13 protein-coding genes are annotated in these 20,428 nt (G+C 56.3%); 11 read left to right on the top strand and 2 right to left on the bottom strand.

The window, feature by feature from the left end:
- The first annotated feature begins 50 nt into the window (after positions 1-50).
- From D3P09_RS04825 to D3P09_RS04810, 4 genes are all read left to right on the top strand, one after another.
- Positions 51-2,339 carry a right-handed parallel beta-helix repeat-containing protein gene (locus D3P09_RS04825; RefSeq protein ID WP_165867312.1) on the top strand — a complete coding sequence of 763 codons (2,289 nt, stop codon included), beginning with the start codon at positions 51-53 and terminating at the stop codon, positions 2,337-2,339.
- 57 nt (positions 2,340-2,396) lie between these two features.
- Positions 2,397-2,750 (top strand): hypothetical protein, encoded by a 354-nt coding sequence (locus tag D3P09_RS04820; RefSeq protein WP_120108526.1) that lies wholly within the window; start codon positions 2,397-2,399, stop codon positions 2,748-2,750.
- Between the two features lie 143 nt (positions 2,751-2,893).
- Positions 2,894-3,823: a VanW family protein gene (locus D3P09_RS04815; RefSeq protein WP_120107660.1), complete on the top strand. Its 930-nt coding sequence runs from the start codon at positions 2,894-2,896 to the stop codon at positions 3,821-3,823.
- A gap of 163 nt (positions 3,824-3,986) precedes the next feature.
- Positions 3,987-4,493 carry a DinB family protein gene (locus D3P09_RS04810; protein WP_165867311.1) on the top strand — a complete coding sequence of 169 codons (507 nt, stop codon included), beginning with the start codon at positions 3,987-3,989 and terminating at the stop codon, positions 4,491-4,493.
- Positions 4,494-4,546: 53 nt separating this feature from the next.
- Here D3P09_RS04810 and D3P09_RS04805 read toward each other — a convergent pair whose 3' ends face one another.
- Positions 4,547-10,141: a glycerophosphodiester phosphodiesterase family protein gene (locus D3P09_RS04805; protein ID WP_120107657.1), complete on the bottom strand. Its 5,595-nt coding sequence runs from the start codon at positions 10,139-10,141 to the stop codon at positions 4,547-4,549.
- Between the two features lie 355 nt (positions 10,142-10,496).
- Here D3P09_RS04805 and D3P09_RS04800 point away from each other — a divergent pair, with 355 nt between their 5' ends.
- Entirely contained in the window at positions 10,497-11,069 is a 573-nt protein-coding gene (locus D3P09_RS04800; protein WP_120107655.1) for a hypothetical protein, read from the top strand.
- A gap of 163 nt (positions 11,070-11,232) precedes the next feature.
- On the opposite strand, the gene D3P09_RS04795 is transcribed toward D3P09_RS04800, so the two are convergent.
- On the bottom strand, positions 11,233-11,772 hold the full coding sequence (locus tag D3P09_RS04795) for a histidine phosphatase family protein (protein WP_120107653.1): 540 nt from the start codon (positions 11,770-11,772) through the stop codon (positions 11,233-11,235).
- Positions 11,773-12,036: 264 nt separating this feature from the next.
- On the opposite strand from D3P09_RS04795, the gene D3P09_RS04790 reads away from it, so the two are divergent.
- The 6 genes from D3P09_RS04790 to D3P09_RS04765 all read left to right on the top strand — a co-directional run bounded on the left by D3P09_RS04790 (position 12,037) and on the right by D3P09_RS04765 (position 20,377).
- On the top strand, positions 12,037-13,692 hold the full coding sequence (locus D3P09_RS04790) for a urocanate hydratase (RefSeq protein WP_120107652.1): 1,656 nt from the start codon (positions 12,037-12,039) through the stop codon (positions 13,690-13,692).
- 39 nt (positions 13,693-13,731) lie between these two features.
- Positions 13,732-14,826: a DUF917 domain-containing protein gene (locus D3P09_RS04785; RefSeq protein WP_120107650.1), complete on the top strand. Its 1,095-nt coding sequence runs from the start codon at positions 13,732-13,734 to the stop codon at positions 14,824-14,826.
- 37 nt (positions 14,827-14,863) lie between these two features.
- Positions 14,864-16,402, top strand: coding sequence for an HAL/PAL/TAL family ammonia-lyase (locus D3P09_RS04780; RefSeq protein ID WP_243643903.1), 1,539 nt, complete (start codon positions 14,864-14,866; stop codon positions 16,400-16,402).
- A gap of 93 nt (positions 16,403-16,495) precedes the next feature.
- On the top strand, positions 16,496-17,860 hold the full coding sequence (locus tag D3P09_RS04775) for a dihydroorotase (RefSeq protein ID WP_120108522.1): 1,365 nt from the start codon (positions 16,496-16,498) through the stop codon (positions 17,858-17,860).
- An 11-nt stretch (positions 17,861-17,871) separates the two neighbouring features.
- Positions 17,872-19,149: a Zn-dependent hydrolase gene (locus D3P09_RS04770; RefSeq protein ID WP_120107648.1), complete on the top strand. Its 1,278-nt coding sequence runs from the start codon at positions 17,872-17,874 to the stop codon at positions 19,147-19,149.
- Complete coding sequence (locus D3P09_RS04765; RefSeq protein WP_120107647.1) at positions 19,139-20,377, top strand: Zn-dependent hydrolase; 1,239 nt, start codon at positions 19,139-19,141, stop codon at positions 20,375-20,377. Before D3P09_RS04770 ends, D3P09_RS04765 begins: the two co-directional genes overlap by 11 nt.
- Positions 20,378-20,428 lie beyond the last annotated feature (51 nt).

Raw genomic sequence — 20,428 nt, 5'->3', positions numbered from 1 at the left:
GCGGTTATGTCTATTCTGATAAAATATACCGTCAAGCTGGGAGGATTACGATGAAATGGATAGTTTGGAGCGTACTCATTGCGATACAGGCTTCGCTATGGAGTGGGGCTGGGGCAGGTGAATGGTTCACGCGAAGCATTGCGTCCAATGCTTTTTTGCTGGCGTCTGCCGTCTCTAGCGATTCGGTCAAAGCCAGTCATGCCGTGGCGCAGGGCGAGCTGCCCGCAGGCGCCTTGCTTGCAGATGAGAAGCTTGCGCCGCATGTGATTGATCTGACGAAGTGGGGCATTCGCAATGACGGGACGAAGCCGGTCGAGACGACAAAAGGCATTAACAAGGCGCTGCAGTGGGCGAAGCAGAATAAGATCCAGTCGGTCACATTGCCCAAAGGCACTTATCTCATAGACAAAAACAGCCAGATCAACATGGTCAGCAATATGATCTTCGACCTTCCGAATGATGCGGTCATCCAGAAGGAGACGAATGCCAAGGAGTTTTACCATACGCTCTATATCGGGGTCGGCGTTGAGAACGTCGTGCTCAGAGGGGGCAGCTACAAGGGCGACAAGGAAACGCATGATTACAAAAAGAAAGACAGCCCTCATTCAGCAGGCACGCACGAGAGCGGCTACGGAATTACGATTGAGGGAGCGAATGCCGTTACGATCGATGGGGTGAAGGCGACGGAATTTACCGGCGATGGCCTAATGATCGGCGGTCACGGCAAGCTCATTATGGACTTATATGCGGCGAGCTTCGTATCAGGTGAAATCAATGATAAGGGGAAGGCGGTCGCGAACAAGGGGAAAGTCAGAACGAAGCAGCCGATCAGCCTCAGCCACGCTTTGCTTCAATCGCAGAAGAGATTCGAGATTTCGAACAATATCAAGCTCCCCGGCACATTTGATCTGGTCTTTCTGGACAAGTCCGGCAAGTTCGTCGAGATGGCGAAGGGCAAGAAAGTGCGAGAGTCGATCGCCATTCCAGACAAAGCGGCAAGCGTTCATCTGATCTTCCAGAAGGCTGATAGCAAGGACGCTTATGTTGAGCTGTGGAGCCGCACGGTCAGCTCCGATATCGTCGTCCAGAACTCGGAGTTCGCCTATAACCGGAGACAAGGCATTACGGTTGGCGGGGCGGACCGGGTTCTCATTCAGAAAAACGAGCTGCATCATATGAAGGGCGCGCTGCCTCAATCCGGCATCGACGTAGAGGGCGGCTACCATTACAACGGCCACTTCAACAGCAATATTTTCATCAAAGAAAATGATTTCCATAGCAACGCATCCTATGACCTAATCTTATATGATGGCGCAGGAGCTTTGGTCGAAGGCAACCGGATGCGCTCCAAAGGGGTTATCGGCCTCGCCATATCGGAACCGTTCGAGGGGGCCGTTATTCGTAATAATCATTTTGACGGGGCGCGCATCATGGCCTACCATAATGCCACTTTTATCGGCAATCGGGTAGACCGGGCATTGGCATCCTTTATCGGCACCAATGTTACGATTGACGGCATGGCGCTGACCGACTCCGTGCTGTCGCTATCGGCGAAGGACGCATTTGGCATCAAGGTTTCAAATGTCACGATTACAAGCAAAGACAAGAAGCTGGAGTCCGGTCTTGCGCTATGGGGCAAGAAGCTGCAGCTCGACAATATCACCATTACAGGGGAATCGGCGCTTCGGACGGTAACCGGCGGCATTGAACCGGGAAGCATCATCAACAATTTGAAGGTGCGCGGCTACAACTCCACATATGGCGTATCGCTGCCGCCTGCAACGTACAACAATTGCGAATTTTCCGGGGCGGAGGGCGCCAGCCATGGAGCGATTGGCGTGAGCCTTGCCGGAAAGTATGTATTTGACAATTGTACCTTCACGCTCAGCAAGTCCGCCTGGACCGGCATCTCCGCCGATCATGCGAAGCTGGATTTGACAGTGAAGAACTCTACGTTCAACCTGCTGGGCAATACGCAAGCGATCAGCGTTCAATCGGCCAAAAATGTCGTGATCGAAAATAATATCATTACAGCCAACGCGTTGACGTCAGACAAAATTGAAATCATCAAGCTGAACGATTATTGGAAGCGGAACGACAAGCATGACATCCTGGCTGCTGCGATTCGCGGCAACGAAATCATCACCAATATCCCTGTGATCGGCATATCCACAGCATACGCGGGCAAGGGCGCACCTTCCTACACGGTGGAGAACAATAAGCTGACCAATGCGCAGCTTGCGCTCAAGGAAAACGATGCCGCTGCCTCCAATGAGCTCGTCAGCCCTAGCGCGAGCCCCATTCCATCTGGCAGCACGGCGCAGACCACAGCCAAGTAACGGCTTGATGCTAGATCCCTTATCCGGCGCATATATATGGGCTAGAGAGGGAGCGTGATCAGGGTGAATCGACAAGTCGGCCGTTATTTTCAGCTGAAGAGCAAGCAGAAGGAAATAGAGCAGGAGCTTCAGGAGCTGCGTAATGAAATATTGGGCTTTTACGAGGAGCAGGGCATCACCGAGACGATTGTGGGCAATTATCAGGTGAAGCTGGTGAAGCAGGAGCGGAAGGATTATGACGACCAGCGTCTGGCGGAGGCGCTTCCTGATCCGCAGCTGTGGCGGCTTTTATCCAAGCCGGATGTATCCAAGATCGCCAGCCTGCTGAAGCTCAAGGTCATTACCGAGGATCAGCTGAAGGACACGTATGAGACGAAGCAAGTAACCTTATTGCAGGTGGATAAAAGGTAACGTTGCCCTAGGGCATCCATATACGCATATTGCGGAACGGATGCCTTTTTGTCATGTGCAAAAAATAGGTGCAGGGAAGAATGGAGGAGAGGCAACTATCGCATACTAATCCGGTTACTTCAAGTATCGGGAGTTGGACTTGTATGGGATGGAATGGGCTGCTTGCCGTTCTGATCGCGCTGAATCAATGGATGCAACCGAATCTGTCCATAGAATCCCGCGGTGAAGTCGTGAAGGATCGTATTTCCATGACCGATTATGCGTATCCGCTGCCAGTCGGGCCGCTTGTGAATGAGGAACGGCTGGCCAAGCTGATGGATCAGGTCGCAGCGAAGGTAGAGCGCGAGCCGGAGAACGCGACGCTGGACGGAGCGGGGCGCATCGTGCCGGAGAACCCTGGGCTTAAGCTGGAGCGCAATGCCTTCAAGCGCTTGTTCTACGGCTATATGCTGGAAGGAGAGCCTCTGAGGCTGGAGGTTCCGCTGCGCCGGATCTACCCTCGCGTCGATAGTGAGGTGCTGTCCAATATCAAAGTAAGGCAGATCGGGCAATACGCGACATATTACAATAGCCGCAACCGCAATCGCTCCTCAAATATTGCACTGGCGGCCAATGCAATCAACAATCAAGTTGTATTTCCGGGCGAGCGCTTTTCATTCAATGGGACTGTCGGCATGCGTACGAAGGAGAAGGGCTATCTCCGCGCTCCGGTTATTGTCAGAGGGGAGATGTATGAGGATATCGGCGGCGGGATATGCCAGATATCCTCCACCTTATTCAATGCGGTCGATCGGGCGGGACTTACTATTGTGGAGAGGTTCTCGCACAGCCGCAGAGTGCATTATGTGCCTGCCGGCCGGGATGCGACCGTCAGCTGGTACGGACCTGACTTCGTCTTCGAGAATCGTTATGACCAGCCTATCTTGATTCGCTCCTATGCGGGCGGGGGGACAGTCAGCATCTCGATCTATTCCTCAGAGCTGCTGGAGCTTCAGCCGCGGGAAGTGCCCGGCGCATCGCGGGAGCTGCCGGAGGAAGTGAAGATGGATGAACGAAGCGTGATTGTGGAATAAAAGGGTTTGCCAGCTAGAAACAACTAAGGCAAGAGGTGCAGAGCGGAAGCTGTGCGCCTTTTTTGTCTAACAATTTGAGTGCTTCGGCAATAAATTAGTACCAAGTACCAATTTCCTGTTATATACTATGGTTGAGATTGCCAATAACAGGGGAGGCAAACCTATGGAACTAATCCAGCGTTACCGCCATCATCTGAGTACAGCGAGAGACAGCTTGCTGCAAGAAATCTCATCCCTTAACGAACATGAATTTAATCAGGCCAAAGAAAATGCGTGGAGCATCGGGCAAATCTGTCATCATCTATGGAAGACGGAGACTTTGTTCACAAAGGCGATCCTGTTCGGGCTGAAGCGGAGGCCGATTACCGATGCCGATCGCAAGCCGGTAGAGGTTGTACTGGATCATGCTGTGAAGTACCAAGCGCTGGAGATTGCCGTGCCGGACGCCGGCCCGTTCCAGGTGGAGGAGCTGCTGCAGATGCTTGGCGAGTCCAGAGGGCTATTGCTGGATATGCTCGGGAAGGTAGAGGACCCAGCCGCATTCGCAGAGATTGCAGTGAATCATCCACGCTTTGGAGATTTGCCGCTGGAGCAATGGATTGAGCTGCTGTATATGCATGAGCAGCGTCATACCGAGCAGATTAGAGAGCTGAAATCATTGCAATCGTAAAAGAAAGGGGCTGCCCAAATGGTCATATTGACCTCGGGCAGCCCCTTTGTATATTAGATGAATTCCGCTATGGTCAGGAAGCGGACCAGCAGAGCGGCGGATTGCGCTCTTGTCGATTGGCGGCCAGCCTGGAGAGTATCGTCCTGCATGCCTTTCAGCAGGCCGAGCTTCACGGCTGCTGCAAGCTCTTCATGCGCCCACACGATGCTGCGGGCATCCTTGAATTGCCCTTGCAGAAGCTGCTCGGCTTGATCGACTGCCGGAATCGAAGCGCCGGCATAAGCAAGAGCGCGAACCAGCATGGCTGCTTGGTCCTCTCTTGTGATCTGCTCATCCGGACGGAAGGTTCCGTCTCCGTAGCCTTTGATCACGCCAGCCTTCACAGCTGCTGCAACGTCGCGGGCGAACCAGCGTTCAGCCGGTACATCGGAGAACGAGCTCTCAGCTGTGCCATCGCCCAGACCAAGCGCTCGTACCAGCATGGCTGCGAATTCTGCGCGTGTTATGCTGCGTTCAGGCAGGAACTGATTGCTGCTGGCCCCGTTGATCAGTCCTTTGTTCGCGGCAAGCTCGATATCCTTCTGCGCCCAGTGGCCGTTCGCATCCGCGAAGGACTTGTCATAGGAAGCAATCAGATAGATGCTGTTGCCGTTGCGCTTCATATGGGCGGTTGCCTTGTCCCCCTCGAATGTAAAGCGGGAAGGAACGAATTGCAGCTCGCCGGTAATCGGCATGAATTGCAGGGCAGTCGTATGGTTGGCATCGCCGGATGGCTTGAACGCAATATCGCGGGTTGCGTACGCCGTCCCCAGCGGCACAGGCCATGTCTTGCCCGCTTGGTCCACAAGCTCGATGTCGAAGGCGATAACCTCGCTCAGCAGCTTGCCGCCAGATTGCTGGACGGCCTTCAGTGCCGACTCTTGCACCTCACTTGCCCCTTTCTTGATTGTAAAACGAACCTGGAGCTCCTTGGGATCAACGCCGGAGATAGACTCCCACAGCTTCGGATTCCATACGGCAGACGGGATGCGGTACGAAGCCCATTCGTTGCTTACGGACAATGTGCCGTTCTTCGAACGGGAAGCTTCCGTCCATGCGTCCGCAGCTACGCGCCAAGTATCGCCTTTGAATTGAACATGCACGCTGGCAGCGGACTCAAGCGCTTCGCGTACCACTTGATCGCATGCTGCTCCAGCTTCATCGATTGTCAGGCTGATTGAGGAACCTGCAGCTGGCAGGGCCTCGCAGCCTGCCGCACCTGTCCCTCCGCCGCCACCGCCGCCGTTTACGGATGATTGAACGGTGATGCGGATTGGAGCAGTGTAGAGATCATAAGCTTCTCCGCTGTCCAGGTGTGTGGTATAGCGCAGCAGCACCGAGGCTGTGCCGGACTTCTGGGCCTTAAGCGTGCTTCCTGTCGTGTCGAACAGATCCTGGCCCTGCAGCCATACAATCTCCGGCACAACTTCATGGCTTGTGCGATTATAGGTTTCTGCGACTGCCGATAGCGTCAGCTCTTCATTGCGTTTCAAGGAATAGCTTTGTTCCTTTGCTTTCAGCGCGACATTCCAATCGGCGGAATAATAGGCGTAATCTGTTGTGATGCCGAATACGCCGCGCAGGAAGAAGTCGGTGTAGTCCGCCAGGCCGTTGATCGTCCATGGAGAAATAATGATGCCGCGATGCTTGGACGCCTCCATATAGGCTGGTCCCATACCGATAAAGCCTGCATTGTAAGTCGCGTTCAGCGATTGGGTCGTACGGATCGTATCGCGCAGAGCTTTGCCGACGTTGATGTCGGTCTCCGAACCGCTCCCGACCAGCAAGCCTACAGGCATGCCGGGAAGCTTCTCCGAGAATAGGCGCAGCTGCGAAGAGTGGAAGGCCATGACGTTAAGCAGCTCTTCGGCGTTCTGTTCCTCGATGACCTTCACAAGAACGTCGACCGCTCTTGGATTAGCCGTCTTGATCTCGGCATATACCATAATTCCTTTCTCTCTGGCGAGCTCGATCTGCTCCTCCAGCGTCGGCACTTTAACGTCAGGGAAGCCATTCGGATATGGCTTGTTGGCGTTCAGCTTTTTGATTTCCTCCAGCGTAAAGCTCTCAACGTTGCCGCTGCCGTTCGTGGTATTCTGGAGAACGGAGTCGTGAATAATGACCAGATGGTCGTCTGATGTGACATACATATCGTTTTCGATATAGTCGGCGCCGTTCTCGTATGCCATCAGATTGCTTTCGATTGTGTTCTCGGGCGACTTCGACGGCATGCCACGGTGGCCGATAATATACGGCTTGCGGATCAGCGTTGTCGCGTTGTTGTACACTGCCAGCGCATCAAAGGCGACTTGCGGCGCGCCTGTCATAATACCGTTCGTGCCGGTAGCAATCAGCTCATGCATCGCAAGCGACCGGTCTGCGCTTGCCGCCTTCTCCTTTGTCCACACGACGATGGTCCGCTGCTGCAAGTATTCGACATGCTCTTTGGTTGCTGCAGCCTGCGGCAGAATCGCGATCTTGGAGCCGCTGATCGTTGTCTCTCTGCGAATATCAAGCAGCGAATCCTTCGTTATGGCAGCTGCACTGAAGTCCAGAATACCGCGCAGCATCGGTACGGCTGCTCTGACCCGGGCAATCAGCTCGCCGCGGTCCGATACGATGAACGCATCCTCAAGGCCGCTCTCCTCGGCGAAAGCAGCTACCGCATCCGCCGCTTGTTCCGAATGGACGTAGAAAGCCGGTATAATCTTGCCTTCGATCAGCTCCATGACCGAGGGGACATTCGTCAGGACCGTACTCGGGTTAGCAGGGGAAACAACATTTAGATCTTCATCCACATGAAGAATGACGGTCGCCGGTGTTGCGGAGCCGGACAATCGGGAAAGCGCTGCGGCATTTTCCAGCTCAGTCACGATAGTTGGTCCCATCACAATTTTCGTATCCGGCTCATACACTTTCGCGAAGCGGTCAGCCGGCATCGGAGGCAGCTCCTCCTGCTGGAGCGTTACTATCAGGTTGTCGACGCGCATCACGCTTCCGTTGGCTTGCAGGCCGATTGAGCCCTTGGCGTAAGTAACGGCTGAGTCAGTATCGACAATCAAAGAGCCGTTGATCCATTCCTGCACACGATTGCCTATTGCCACAACTTTATAATGGTACATCTTGTCCGCGTCAATCCGCTCCTTGAACGGGCCCTTGTCCAGAATGGACCAGCCGTTCGCTGGATTCCGCTCGGCGAATTCGACGCCGTTCGCTGCGGTGGCGTCCTGGCGGACAGCCATTTGATAGTATGGATAATCTCCATTCTGAATGCGGTACATAATCGAATGCCATCTTGCCGTATCGTTGGCGCTCACGTGAGTGACGTCGGCTTCGATCTTATAGTCGCCGAACAGGCTCAGATAGTCCGGCAGCAATACGCGTGAGGGATTGTCGGGAGCCGCTGAGGCCTGAAGCTCGAATGCGCCGCCGCGTACTGCAGCGCGGGAAGCTGTCGTGCCTTCCTTGCGGGTCCAGCCCTCGGGCATCGTCCCGTCTGCCAGCTGATCGAAGTTGTTTTCATAGAGCACGTAGCTTGCCTCGCCGGCTTTCTTCGCCACAACAAGCAGCGTAATGGAGACGCCGTCGATTGTGCCGCTTATCCGGTGTACGCCGCTGCTCTTCACAAGCAGGCTGCCTCCATCGATCTCGATTCCATTGCCTTCTGCCGTCCAAGCAAGATCGCTGCCTTGCAGCGTGCCGGACGTGAAGTCGCTGCGCTCTGCCTGGATGGACCAGCTCGCCAGCTCCACAGGAGCATCCACAGTTGCCAGCTCATAGCCTTGCTCATGCTTCATCGACACGACCTTTGCTCCCGTCTGCGATGCAGTTACGTTTATCTCATAGGAAGCTGCAGCATTCGCATAGAGGGCGGTTATCGTTGCTGCGCCTTCCCGGATGGGATACAGCTGACCGCCAACGATTCTCAGGACAGTCTCATCGGAGGAATACAGCTTCAGCTTTCCGGTATCGACCGGCTCGCTGATGCCGTCGGAATAATCGACAGCAGCGGTGAAGGCTGCCGGGCCGCTCAGCGCTTCAAGCTGCGGGGGCAGTGTAAGGTTGAGGCTGACCGCAGAGATACGCGTAACGACCAGATTGTCGAAGGAGGCATGGGCTTGGTCTGCCTGGAAGCCAACCTTGCCTCGCTCCAGCAAGTCCTGGGAGAAGCTTCGGTCGACGAGCAGGACATACTCGTCCGCGCCTGCCGGCTTGATGTATTCTTTGACGTTGTCGCCGAAGACGCGAACCTTCATCGAATAGCTTTCATTCAGCGTCAGCGGCTGCCACGGGCCGGAAGCGATGACGGACCAGCCGTTATCCGGCTTGCGGTAAGCGACCTCGTAGCTTCCGTTCTGGCGGATCGCCATCTGATTGTAAGGCTGCTTGCCTTCAGCCGTTCCGCGGAAGATGAGCGACGCCCATCGTGCCGCGTTCAGCACGCTATGGAACTGCAGGTCGGCTTCAATTGTATAGTTGTCCCATTGAACGGGAGCCGTCACTCGGGATTGCGCGCCGGAAGCGTTGCCCTTCAGCTCAAGGCGGCCATTGCTCACGCCGAATGAAGGGCTGCCCGCATTCACATCGGAGATCCAGCCTGCCGGAAGCTCACCGTCCGGAATGCTGTCGAAGCTTTCTTGCAGCAGGATCGGATCGGCTGAACCGGATGCGATGCCATCGCTTAATGTCAGCGTGCCGTATCCGCTTGTATCGTTCCAGAAGGAGGACGATTGGAAGGCGCTCCAATAAGCGGTCTGCTGCATCGCGGCATCCTCGCCGTATCGGTCGGTTACGCCGATCTCCAGCCCCAGCTCTCTGGAGAGCTGAGGGTCGAATTGCAGCAGCTCCCAGCTGATGGCGACCTCCAGCTCCCAGCCGCTGTCCGTTTTGCTCATGGTGCGCATGATGTCCTTGTCGTCCTTGCCCGCATGATTCGAGAGGGCTGCGCCGAAGTTAAATTGCGGCGTTGCCGAATTCTCGCGGAAGATGAAGCCCGCTTGCATGTCGCTCGCGGCGAACGGGGAGGAGCGGTGCAGCGACGGATCGACGAACAGGCTGACACTATCCTGGTCGAACCAGTAGCCGGACTGCTGCGCGAGTGGCGTGTTGTCTTCAATGCGTACGCCTATATATAAGTACTGTTGGTCCCATAGGGCGCCGAAGCTTGCAAGAGGAGGGGACGCATCCTCTGGCAGCACGCCTCCGGGCAGCCGTTCAATCGGCTGGCTCAGGCTCCAATTCATATCGTCGAGCTTGCCGTCAATGACAGGCGCGTAATCGGTCTTCGGAACAGACAGCGCTTGGCGCTCCAGCGGCGCCGCAGCCGCAAGCGCTTCAGCCTCCTCAGAATTATCTTCATCCGTCTGACCGGCTTCTTCTTCAACTGCCGGAATCTCTGTCTCTGCCGGGTCGGAAGCACCGTTTTCTACAGGCTGTTCGGTCTGCTGCGTTCCTTCCTCCGCGCCATTCTGCCCGCTGCCCGCGGCGTCCGGTGCCGGATGCTCAGCGATAGGGTAGCCCTCCGCTCTTATGGACTGCATAGGCGTCAGCAATCCGCACAGCAAAGTGACGCTGATGATGGCGGACAGCAGCTTTGAAGCTCGTCTCATGAATTCCTCATCCTCTCCATTTTGTGGGTCGGCATAGATGTGAGCACGGCAAAAAACCCTTTTACGGATCGGTCCAGGGAAGCATTCTCGCACTTAGAACGCATTCATTGTCGATTCATAAAAGGGTTTTCTCTCCATCTCGTACCCTTGCCTATAGGGGGTGTTCACCCGTATCCAATGTAATCCACTTATGTTAAGGGGGCATTTGCCAGACATGAAACATCTGTAAAGGGGAAGCCGGAATTTATGAATCCTCCACAAATTGTTGAAAAAGATAGAATGGTTGGCATTTTCCGAGAAAAACCGCTATAATTCTCTATTAAGAACACTTACTAGAGTAGTGAGGTGGGGGATATTGATCATACGTGTAGAAAATGAGCGAGAACGTCAAGCGTTCGACAACCTATGGCAGAAAGTGTGGGATGAAAAAGGATTTGAGCATGAGGATAGTGCAGGGGACGCATATCTCCTCTATGTAGACGGCAAGCCGGCGGGCACGGCGGAATTCGCGCCCTATGATCCAGCGGGGTCGGACGAGCTTCATCGCGTATTCGATTTCAGTACAGTCGATCGCATCCGGAAGTACCATCGGCAAGTATTCATTATTGATAAGTTCGCCATTGCGAAGGAGTTCCGATCCAGCTCGGCGCTGGACCTGCTCATGTACAATCTGTTCGATTATGCGGAGACGCGCCAGAAGCTGTTCGCCATTGCGCTGCTGGATCCGCTGCTGTACCGGTTGATCCGCTTCCATTATCATTTTCGGGTCGAGAAGGTCGGAGAGCGCACATCATACAAGGGGGCGGAGGTTATCCCCGTCCTGATCGACAGCAATTATTTTTTGAATCGCAAATGGGATTACGCCTGGTACCGCAAGGCGGCGGCGGAGCTAGGCAGGGAGCGGCAGCTGGCTTCCAAGACGGTCTGATTGCAGCTCAAAGAACAACCCGTATCTTCTATTCAATAGAGGATACGGGTTGTTTGCGTTAAAAGAGGCTCCTTATCGGATAGGCTGATCTCCAGCATCGCCGTTGCCGCTCCATATATGCCTTAGATTCGCGAACAAGGATGCCTGCCTGGCGAAGGAATGGTCAAGAAGCGGCTGAGCCGAAGGTATAGGTTTTGAATGCGCCATTCTCCGATGAATATCTCAATATATTGCGGTCCTCCAGTATCCCTTCGAAATAAGCGCCGATACAGCCTGTCGTGCAGCGATGGCCCGACAATAGAATATTCGCTTCGCTCTGGCCGAAGCGGGCTTCCAGCTCCTTCATGAATGAGAATACCCGCTGCACGAAGCTCTCAATATCTTCAACGCCTTTATAGATGCTGGCATCGGGAATGGGACCCGCCAGCGTCACCTCGCTTCTCCGTATTCCGTCCGCTTCGCCAAGATCGAACACATCGAGCCGCTCGTCGATTGCCGCTGGAAGCCCGGAGGTAATCTCGGCGGTCTGGATCGCCCGGGCTTGCGGCGATGAAATGACGTAATCGAATGTGATGGAAGCAAGCTGCTTATTCAATTCCCCGGCTTGCCGGATGCCGGTCTCGTTCAGCGGCAGTCCATGGCGTCCCTGCAAGCGGCCTTCCTTATTCCAGTCGGTCTGTCCGTGTCTGACAACATAGATCATGACTTAAGCTGCCTCCTTTTCCGTTATGTATTCTCCAAGCGGATATCCTTTCCTTTTTTTACAAACACAGAAAATGCTGCTCATAATTGCACGGTATTAACGGGGGACGGGATTGCCTAAAGGGAGTATATTGTATAGTATTCCAAGTACGTTACTTAATTTGACGTGAAAATCGTCAGAATCTATTGACGTCTTTGGAATCGTCTGATAATTTATTATTTATTAACAATCAATTATTGAATATTGATAATAGGAGGAGTCGGTATGGAACGAATTATTGCAGCCAGAGGCTCGGAGCTCCGGTGCAAGGGCTGGAGGCAAGAGGCGCTGCTGCGCATGCTGGAGAACGTGCTGGAGAACGGCGAGAACCAGAAGGAACTGACGGTATACGCGGCGCTCGCCAAGGCTGCCCGCAATTGGGATTCCTACCATGCTATTGTCGATACGCTGAAAAACCTGGAGGATCACGAGACGCTTGTCATTCAGTCAGGCAAGCCGATCGGCATTATGCGCACGCACAAGTATGCGCCGATTGTGGTGATGGCCAACTGCAATATGGTCGGCAAGTGGGCGACCAGCGATAACTTCTACCGCTACCAGGAGCAAGGCCTTCTGGTCTGGGGCGGCCTGACGGCTGCCGCTTGGCAATATATCGGCTCGCAGGGCGTTATTCAAGGGACGTATGAGATTTTCCAGTCCATTGCCCGCATGCATTTTGACGGCAATCTGGCAGGCCGGTTCATCCTGACGGCGGGATTGGGCGGCATGGGCGGCGCACAGCCGCTGGCTGGCACGATGGCAGGCGCGGCCATTCTGTGCGTTGAGGTGTCGGAGACGCGCATCGACAAGCGGATGGAAGTCGGCTACTTGCAGCGCAAGACTGACAGGCTGGACGAGGCGCTGGCTTGGATCGGGGAGGCGGTTGCGGCGAAGGAAGCGATCTCCGTCGGCTTGCTTGGCAATGCGGCCGACATCTTCCCGGAGCTTGTACGCCGCGGGGTGCAGCCGGATATCGTCACCGACCAGACATCGGCGCATGATCTGTTGTACGGCTATATTCCGGCTGGATACTCCCATGAGGAAGCGGTATCCGTCCGCAAGAGCGATCCTGGCCGGCTTCGCGCCGATGCCGGCGCATCCATCACCCAAGAGGTGCGGGCAATGCTGGAATTCCAGCGCCGGGGCGCAGTCGTATTCGACAACGGCAACAATATTCGCACACAGGCTGCGGAGTACGGGGTACCCGATGCGTTCGATATTGTAGTCTTTACGGAAGGCTTCTTAAGACCGCTTTTCGCCAGGGCCATCGGCCCGTTCCGCTGGGTGGCGCTGAGCGGCAATGTGGAGGATATCCGCAAGATCGATGACTATATTTTGGAGCAATTCAAAGACAATGAGATCGCGGTCAACTGGATCAGGCTTGCGAACAAGCATGTGCCGGTGGAAGGGCTGCCTGCGCGAATCGGCTGGTTCGGTCACGGGGATCGGACGAAGCTGGCGCTGGCGGTGAATGATATGGTGGCGGAAGGCTTCTTAAGCGGACCAGTCGCCTTCTCCAGGGATCATCTGGATGCTGGCTCTATGGCCCATCCGAACATTATGACGGAGAACATGAAGGACGGCAGCGATGCGATTGCCGACTGGCCGCTGCTCAATGCGATGCTGAATTGCTCGTCTATGGCCGATCTGGTCGCCATTCATTCCGGCGGGGGCGGATATAGCGGATATATGACCAGCGCAGGCGTAACGCTGGTTGCCGACGGCACCGAGGATGCGGCCCTGCGGCTGAAGACGACGCTCGACAACGATACGGGGCTTGGCGTCCTCCGTTACGCGGATGCCGGCTATGAGGAATCCCTTGACGAAGTGGGGCAAAAGGGCATCCGGAGAATCGATACAGCGCTTTACAAGAAGCAATGATGTGTTCATTGACGTGATTCGGGAAGGAGATCAGATGGAATGAGAGAGTTAACTATAGCGGACGTAAGAGCGGCCGTACGCGGCGGAGCTGTATTCGCGGCAGGCGGAGGGGGCTGGGTAGACCATGGCCTTGAGATCGGCGGAGCGGCTGTCGGCGTTGGCCGTCCCAAGCTGGTATCTGTGGACGAATTGCCGGACGACGCGATTATCGTCACTTGTACGGCTATTGGCGCTCCAGCGGGCAACGATTGGGAGATGTGGGGAATCGACTACATTAAAGCGGTGCAGTTGCTCATGGATAATTACGATGGCAAAGTCGCAGGCGTCATGACGCCGCAGAATGGCATGTCCAGCACCATCAACGGCTGGCTGCCGGCAGCTGCGCTGGGACTGGTCGTAGTCGACGCGACGGGCGACATTCGCGCCCATCCCACGGGCAAGATGGGCTCCATGGGGCTTGCGGCACGCACGGATTACGAGACGATTCAAGTAGTCGTAGGCGGACGGCGCGATACCGGCTCCTATCTGGAGCTGGTGGTCAAGGGAACTCCGGCGAAGACTTCCAATATATTGCGCACAGCTTCGGACATGTCGGGCGGCTTCATCGCATCGGCAAGGCATCCGATACCGGCTTCCTATGTGAAGGAGCATGGCGCCATAGGCGGCGTATCGATCGCGCTTGATCTGGGGTATGCGATGATCGAAGCGGAATCGGAAGGACCGGAAGCGATTATGAATATCGTCGCCGAGAAGACGAAGGGCCGCTATATCGGCAGAGGCACAGTGCTGAAGAAAGACGTTCATTACTCCGGCGCGTTCGATATCGGCACCATTACGATGGATGACGGTACTGGCAAACCGCTTGTGCTGCATGTCATGAATGAGTACATGGCTGTCGACGATCAAGACGGCAATCGGCTAACCACTTACCCGGATGTCATCACGACCTTCGATACGGCTTCGGGCTTGCCGGTCAGCGTCGGAGGCGTGAAGGAAGGCATGGAGATTGCTCTTCTTATGATCAGCAAGCATGACGTGCCGCTCAGCTCCAGCGTCAAAGATCCTACCGTGTATCCCGAAGTAGAGAAGGCACTGGGCATTCCGCTCGCGGAATACGGACTGAAGGATTTGTAAGCAAGACTGGCAGAATGACATCAAGGAAGGTGCTCGCATGGAACAACACATCATGACCGGGACAGGTGCCGGAATCGATGATGACCGCCGCGCTGTGGTATTGGACGGAAGCCAATTGACGCTGGAAGCGGTTCGGCTGGTAGCTGCTGAGGGCTATCGCGTCGAGATTGACGAGGCAGCGGCACAGCGGGTTGAACGGGGCTACGAGCTGCTGGGTGAGCTTGCGAATCAAGGCATTCCGATCTATGGGCTGAATCGCGGCGTCGGCCTGAATAAGGATCAAGAGGTGTCTGCTGCGGAGCAGGAGGCTTTCAATCGGAATTTGATCTATTCCCATGCTGCCGGAGTCGGTCCCTATGCATCAGACATTCAGGCAAGAGCTGTGCTGCTGGTCCGGCTTAACACGATGCTGGTCGGAAGCTCCGGCGTCCAGCTAGCCGTTCCGTTGCTGTACAAGGATATGCTTAATGCGGGCATCTCGCCGCTCATTCCGCTGAGCGGCTCCGTAGGCGCCGCCGATATTGCGCTCCTCTCCCATATCGGCCTTGCCGTACTTGGCGAAGGCGAGGTGTCCTTCCGTGGGGAGCGGATCGCCGCCGCGCAAGCGCTGGCGGATGCCGGGCTTGCACCTGTTAAGCTCATGCGCAAGGATGCGCTGGCAATCGTCAGCTCGAATGCGCTTTCCGTCGGCACAGGCGCATTAGCGCTTGGCGAGCTCAAGCGGCTGCTGCACTCGGCTGACGCTGTGCTGGCCTTCTCGCTGGAGGCGATCGAGGGTACAGTCAGCCCGCTCGATGAGGCGGTCCATAGGCTGCTGCCGTTCCGGGGTGCAGCGGAGAGCGCCGCTAATGTGCGGCAATATCTGGCCGGCGGCACGTTAACAGCTGCGACCGGGTCATGCAAGCTGCAGGATCCTCTGAGCTTCCGCAGCGCCTGCCATGTGCACGGCGCGGCCAGGGACGCGATCGCTTACGCGGAGAGCCTGCTGCATATTCATATGAATGGCGCAGAGGATAATCCGTGCCTGGTGCTGGACGAAGAGCGGCTTGTCGCCAGCTCGAGCTTCGACATTACGTCATGGACCTTGGCGATGGAGATGGTCGGCATCGCCATGAGCCATGTCTCGAAGGTAACGAGCCATCGTTCGCTCCGTCTGGGTTCTCCTGTCTTTACCGGGCTGAACCGGTTTCTCTCGCCGGCAGCCGGCACGATTGCCTTCGGCACGATGCAGAAGACGATAGCATCGCTGGATGCCGAGATTCGAGGGCTGTCCCAGCCGGTATCGGCGGACTATCTCCCCTTGGCGGGCGATATGGAGGACCATGCCAATCAGACGCCGCTTGTCGTAAGAAAGATCGGCGATATCACCGAGCGTCTCTATTATCTGCTAGGCATGGAGGCGATGCATGCGGCGCAGGCGATTGACCTGCGCGGGACGCATGACGCATTGGGACAAGGAACCGCACTTATCTATCAATCCATTCGGAATGTAATCCCAATGCTGAAGGCTGACCGTCCGCTTTCGCGCGATATTGAGGAAGCTGCCAGGAGAGTCAGAGCCGGCTTTGCGCTGTAGCGCATACTGGAGCGATTGGGCGGCCGGACTTTTTTGCAAACGTCTGGAACTGCGGCCGGTCTGAAGCAAGCAATAGAAAGCGAGGTTGGGGAAATGTCGGAAAAGCTGTATGATTTGGCCTTGATCGGCCATCTGGTTCTGCCTGACGGCATCGCGCATGATGCCTGTCTAGGGATCAAGGATGGCTTAATTGCTGCAATAGGCGAGCCTTCGTCCATACCGGCACTCGCGAACCAAGTGATGAATGTAGAGGGAAGCTATGTCCTGCCTGGAGCGATCGATGCCCATGTCCACTGCTACAGCTCGCTGGACGAAGGGTTTACCCGCGCGACAAGCGCAGCGGCGGCCGGCGGCGTTACGACAATCATCGAGATGCCGTATGATGCGACGGGCATGGTCTGCACGCTGGATGCTTTCGAGGAGAAGCGGGGAAGGCTGGAGCGGGAGGCTGTCGTCGATGTGGCGATGCTGGCCACAATTCACAAAGATGGCGGCTATGACGATATCCGGCAGCTGGCGGAGTCTGGCGCCTGTGGATTCAAAGTGTCTATGTTCAATACGGACTCGTTCCGCTTTCCGCGCATTGACGACGGGCAGCTGCTTGATTCCTTCGCGGTTATCGCGGAGACTGGGGTGCCTGTTGGCGTCCATGCCGAGAATGATGAAATCGTCCGCCGGTATATCGGCAAGTATGCCGCGCAAGGACATGATCCGCTCTCCCATGCCTATAGCCGCCCGAAGGTCAGCGAATCGGCAGCAGCGCTAACTGTGATGGAGCTGGCTTATGAGACAGGAGCCAAGCTGCATCTCTATCATTGCACCTATCCGCGCATCTTCCGACTGGCGGAGATGTTCCGGGAGTTGGGGGCGGCCGTTACCGCAGAGACCTGCACGCATTATTTGACTCTAAGCGAAGCGGATATGGTCCGCCTTCATGGACAGGCAAAGATTAACCCGCCTTTGCGCACAAGTGAAGATGTCGAGGGCTTGTGGCGGCTTGCAGCGGAGGGGCGGATCGACATGATCACCTCCGACCATGCCCCTTGGCTCCCGGGACGCAAGTCGGACCCTGATATTTTCAAAAATGCTTCGGGAGCGCCCGGCGTTGAGCAGCTGCTGCCGGTCATCTATAGCGAAGGCGTAGCGAAAGGGCGGCTGTCGATGCAAGAGCTGGTGAGGCTGCTTTGCCAACGGCCTGCCGAGGTGTTCGGGCTGGGCCATCGGAAAGGGCGGATTGCGGCGGGATACGATGCGGATCTTGCCGTTATTGATCCGGCAGCGTCCTGGATCATGGATGGCTCCAAGGGACAATCGAGCGCAGGCTGGAGTCCTTACGACGGTATGGTTATGCGCGGCAAGGTTACGCATACAATTCTGCGAGGGGAGTCTGTCTATGAGCAAGGAGCGGTTACAGGCAAGCCGGGACAAGGGATCTATATTAAGGCCAGGCACCGCTGAGGAGGGGGCAGATGAGCGAGCGAGCACAGGAATTTAAACCGAATACAGCGAGAATCCAATCGGATATTGAAGAGTTGGCGGCGATTGTAGACAGCTCGAAGCCAGGCTGGACGCGGAGGCCGTTCACCCCTTGGTATGAGGAGAGCAGGAAGTGGCTGACGGAGCGGATGCGGATAGCGGGTCTTGACGTTCGGCTTGACGCGGCTTCGAATTTAATCGGCAGGCTGTCGGGATTAGAGGATGGTTTGCCCCCTATAATGGTAGGTTCGCATACCGATACAGTTACCGGCGGAGGGCGATTTGACGGCATTATCGGCGTCGTTGCCGGGATCGAGATCGCCCGATTGCTGTTGGAGAGCGGCCGGCGGCTGCGGCATCCGCTGGAGATTGTTGATTTTACGGCGGAGGAGCCAAGCGAATTCGGCATCTCGACTATCGGCAGCAGAGGGATGGTCGGCCATCTTGATGAGACGATGCTTGATCGGGCCGATCCGTCGGGAATCGTGCTTCGCGATGCGATCGAGCGGCAAGGCGGGCGTGTGTCCGATATGGCTGGCGAGGCGAGGAAGAAGGGCGAGGTTGCGTTATATCTGGAGCTGCATATCGAGCAAGGTCCTGTGCTGGAGCAGAGCGGCGCTGCACTTGGCGCCGTGACGGGAATAGTCGGCATTCTCCGCTATAGGCTCGCGATTGAAGGCGCGCCGAATCATGCGGGCACCACGCCGATGCCGCTGCGTCATGATGCGCTGGCCGGATTTTGCGAGATTGGCCTGGCCTTCGAGCGCCATTGCAAGGCGCATGGAGAGCGGCTGGTCGGCACGATCGGCAAAATGGCGAATGAGCCGAATGCCTCCAACGTGGTGCCGGGGCGCGTGACGTTCGATCTGGAAATCCGTTCGCTTGAAACAGAGTTATCCGCCAGGGTCTATGAGGCCTTCTTCGAGGAAGCCAAGAGACTTGCGGTTGCCCGCGGTTTGAGGCTGGACTCCGAGAAGCTGTCGCAATCGGAGCCGGTGCTTGTCGATCCCGAAGTACTAGCGCTAGTCGAGCAAAGCTGCGCGGCAGTTGCGGGCACGCTCTGCCTGCCAAGCGGTGCTGGTCATGATGCGAACCAGTTGGCTGCGATTGCGCCTATTGGCATGATCTTTGTGCCAAGCCGCGGTGGACGGAGCCATTGTCCGGAGGAGTGGACCGATTACGAGCAGGTTGCCGTCGGCACAGAAGCGCTGTTCCGCTCTCTCCTGGCATATGACCGAAAAGCAGGGAGCGTGGCTTCGCATGGCTTCTAGTTATGCTGTCCAGGGTGCTAGACTATGGCGCTCAATTGAGGAATTGGGGGCTATCGGAGCGGACAGCTCCGGGGGCGTGACAAGACTGTCGCTTAGCGCTGAAGAGCTGGAAGGCAGAGCTTATGTTGCCGCGCAAATGAAAGCAGCCGGTCTGGAGGTGCGCTGCGACGAGGCGGGCAATCTGATTGGGCGTCTGGAGGGAAGCCATCCCGAAGCCGCTGCAGTTATAACGGGCTCGCATATCGATACCGTCCATGCGGCGGGGCGATTCGACGGAACCTTGGGCGTGCTGGGAGGCATTGAAGCGCTGCGCGCTATTAAGGAGCAAGGCATTGAGCATGAGCGGCCGCTTGAGATCGTATGCTTTACCGATGAGGAAGGCGTGCGGTTCGGAGCGGGTTACCTTGGCAGCCGCGCCATGGCTGGAGATTGGCGCAGCGAGTGGCTCGGCTTGACGGATGAGAACGGCGTGACGCTGAGGGAAGCGATGGTGCATGCAAGCTTGCCGCCGGAATCGGCATGGAAGGCGAAGCGGCCAGAAGGCTCTGTGCACGCCTATGTGGAGCTGCACATCGAGCAGGGCAGAGCGCTGGAGCATCGCGGAGAGCCGGTCGGCATCGCGACGGCGATCTACGGCCACCGCTGGCTGGACGTCCGAATGCTGGGCCAGGCCGATCATGCGGGCACGACGCCGATGCCGCTGCGCAGGGATCCGCTGCTGGCTGCGGCTGAAGCAATGCTGGCTGTTGAGCGGACAGCGCTGAGTCATGGCGGGGTTGCCACAGTGGGCAAGCTGCGGGTTGCGCCCGGCTCTGCCAATGCCATTCCGGGCGAAGCGAGGTTCACGGTTGATGTCCGGCACGAAGACGGGAATTGTCTGGAGCGCATGACAAAGGAAATCGAGCAGCAAGCTATTGCTTATGGGAATGACAGGAAAGTTGAGGTCCTTATCCGGCAGACAGATGCAGGAGAGCCAGTGCTTGCTTCGGAAAAGGTCATACATGCGATAACGGAGGGCTGCCGCGTCGCCAATATTGCTGCATCTCCGATCGTATGCGGTGCCGGGCATGATGCAGTTGCGATTAGCGCGGTTGCTCCAATCGGCCTTATTCTCGTCAGGTCCAAGGATGGCATCAGCCATCACTCGTCGGAATGGAGCTCGCCAGAGGATTGCGAGGCGGGCGCCAACGTACTCTTGCAGACGCTGATTATACTCGCCAATGAATAAAATACATAATTCCGATTGACATAATTGGTTTTATAGTTTAATAATATTGGT

The organism is Paenibacillus pinisoli (assembly GCF_003605435.1).
GTDB classification, from domain to species: domain Bacteria; phylum Bacillota; class Bacilli; order Paenibacillales; family Paenibacillaceae; genus Pristimantibacillus; species Pristimantibacillus pinisoli.
Note: the sequence above shows the minus strand (reverse complement) of the source record. Positions and strands in the feature narration are given on the sequence as shown.

Coding starts and splice junctions, on each gene's coding strand:
- D3P09_RS04825 (WP_165867312.1), top strand. CDS start 51: ATGAAATGGATAGTTTGGAGCGTACTCATTGCGATACAGGCTTCGCTA.
- D3P09_RS04815 (WP_120107660.1), top strand. CDS start 2,894: ATGGGATGGAATGGGCTGCTTGCCGTTCTGATCGCGCTGAATCAATGG.
- D3P09_RS04810 (WP_165867311.1), top strand. CDS start 3,987: ATGGAACTAATCCAGCGTTACCGCCATCATCTGAGTACAGCGAGAGAC.
- D3P09_RS04805 (WP_120107657.1), bottom strand. CDS start 10,141: ATGAGACGAGCTTCAAAGCTGCTGTCCGCCATCATCAGCGTCACTTTG.
- D3P09_RS04795 (WP_120107653.1), bottom strand. CDS start 11,772: ATGATCTATGTTGTCAGACACGGACAGACCGACTGGAATAAGGAAGGC.
- D3P09_RS04790 (WP_120107652.1), top strand. CDS start 12,037: ATGGAACGAATTATTGCAGCCAGAGGCTCGGAGCTCCGGTGCAAGGGC.
- D3P09_RS04785 (WP_120107650.1), top strand. CDS start 13,732: ATGAGAGAGTTAACTATAGCGGACGTAAGAGCGGCCGTACGCGGCGGA.
- D3P09_RS04780 (WP_243643903.1), top strand. CDS start 14,864: ATGGAACAACACATCATGACCGGGACAGGTGCCGGAATCGATGATGAC.
- D3P09_RS04775 (WP_120108522.1), top strand. CDS start 16,496: ATGTCGGAAAAGCTGTATGATTTGGCCTTGATCGGCCATCTGGTTCTG.
- D3P09_RS04770 (WP_120107648.1), top strand. CDS start 17,872: ATGAGCGAGCGAGCACAGGAATTTAAACCGAATACAGCGAGAATCCAA.
- D3P09_RS04765 (WP_120107647.1), top strand. CDS start 19,139: ATGGCTTCTAGTTATGCTGTCCAGGGTGCTAGACTATGGCGCTCAATT.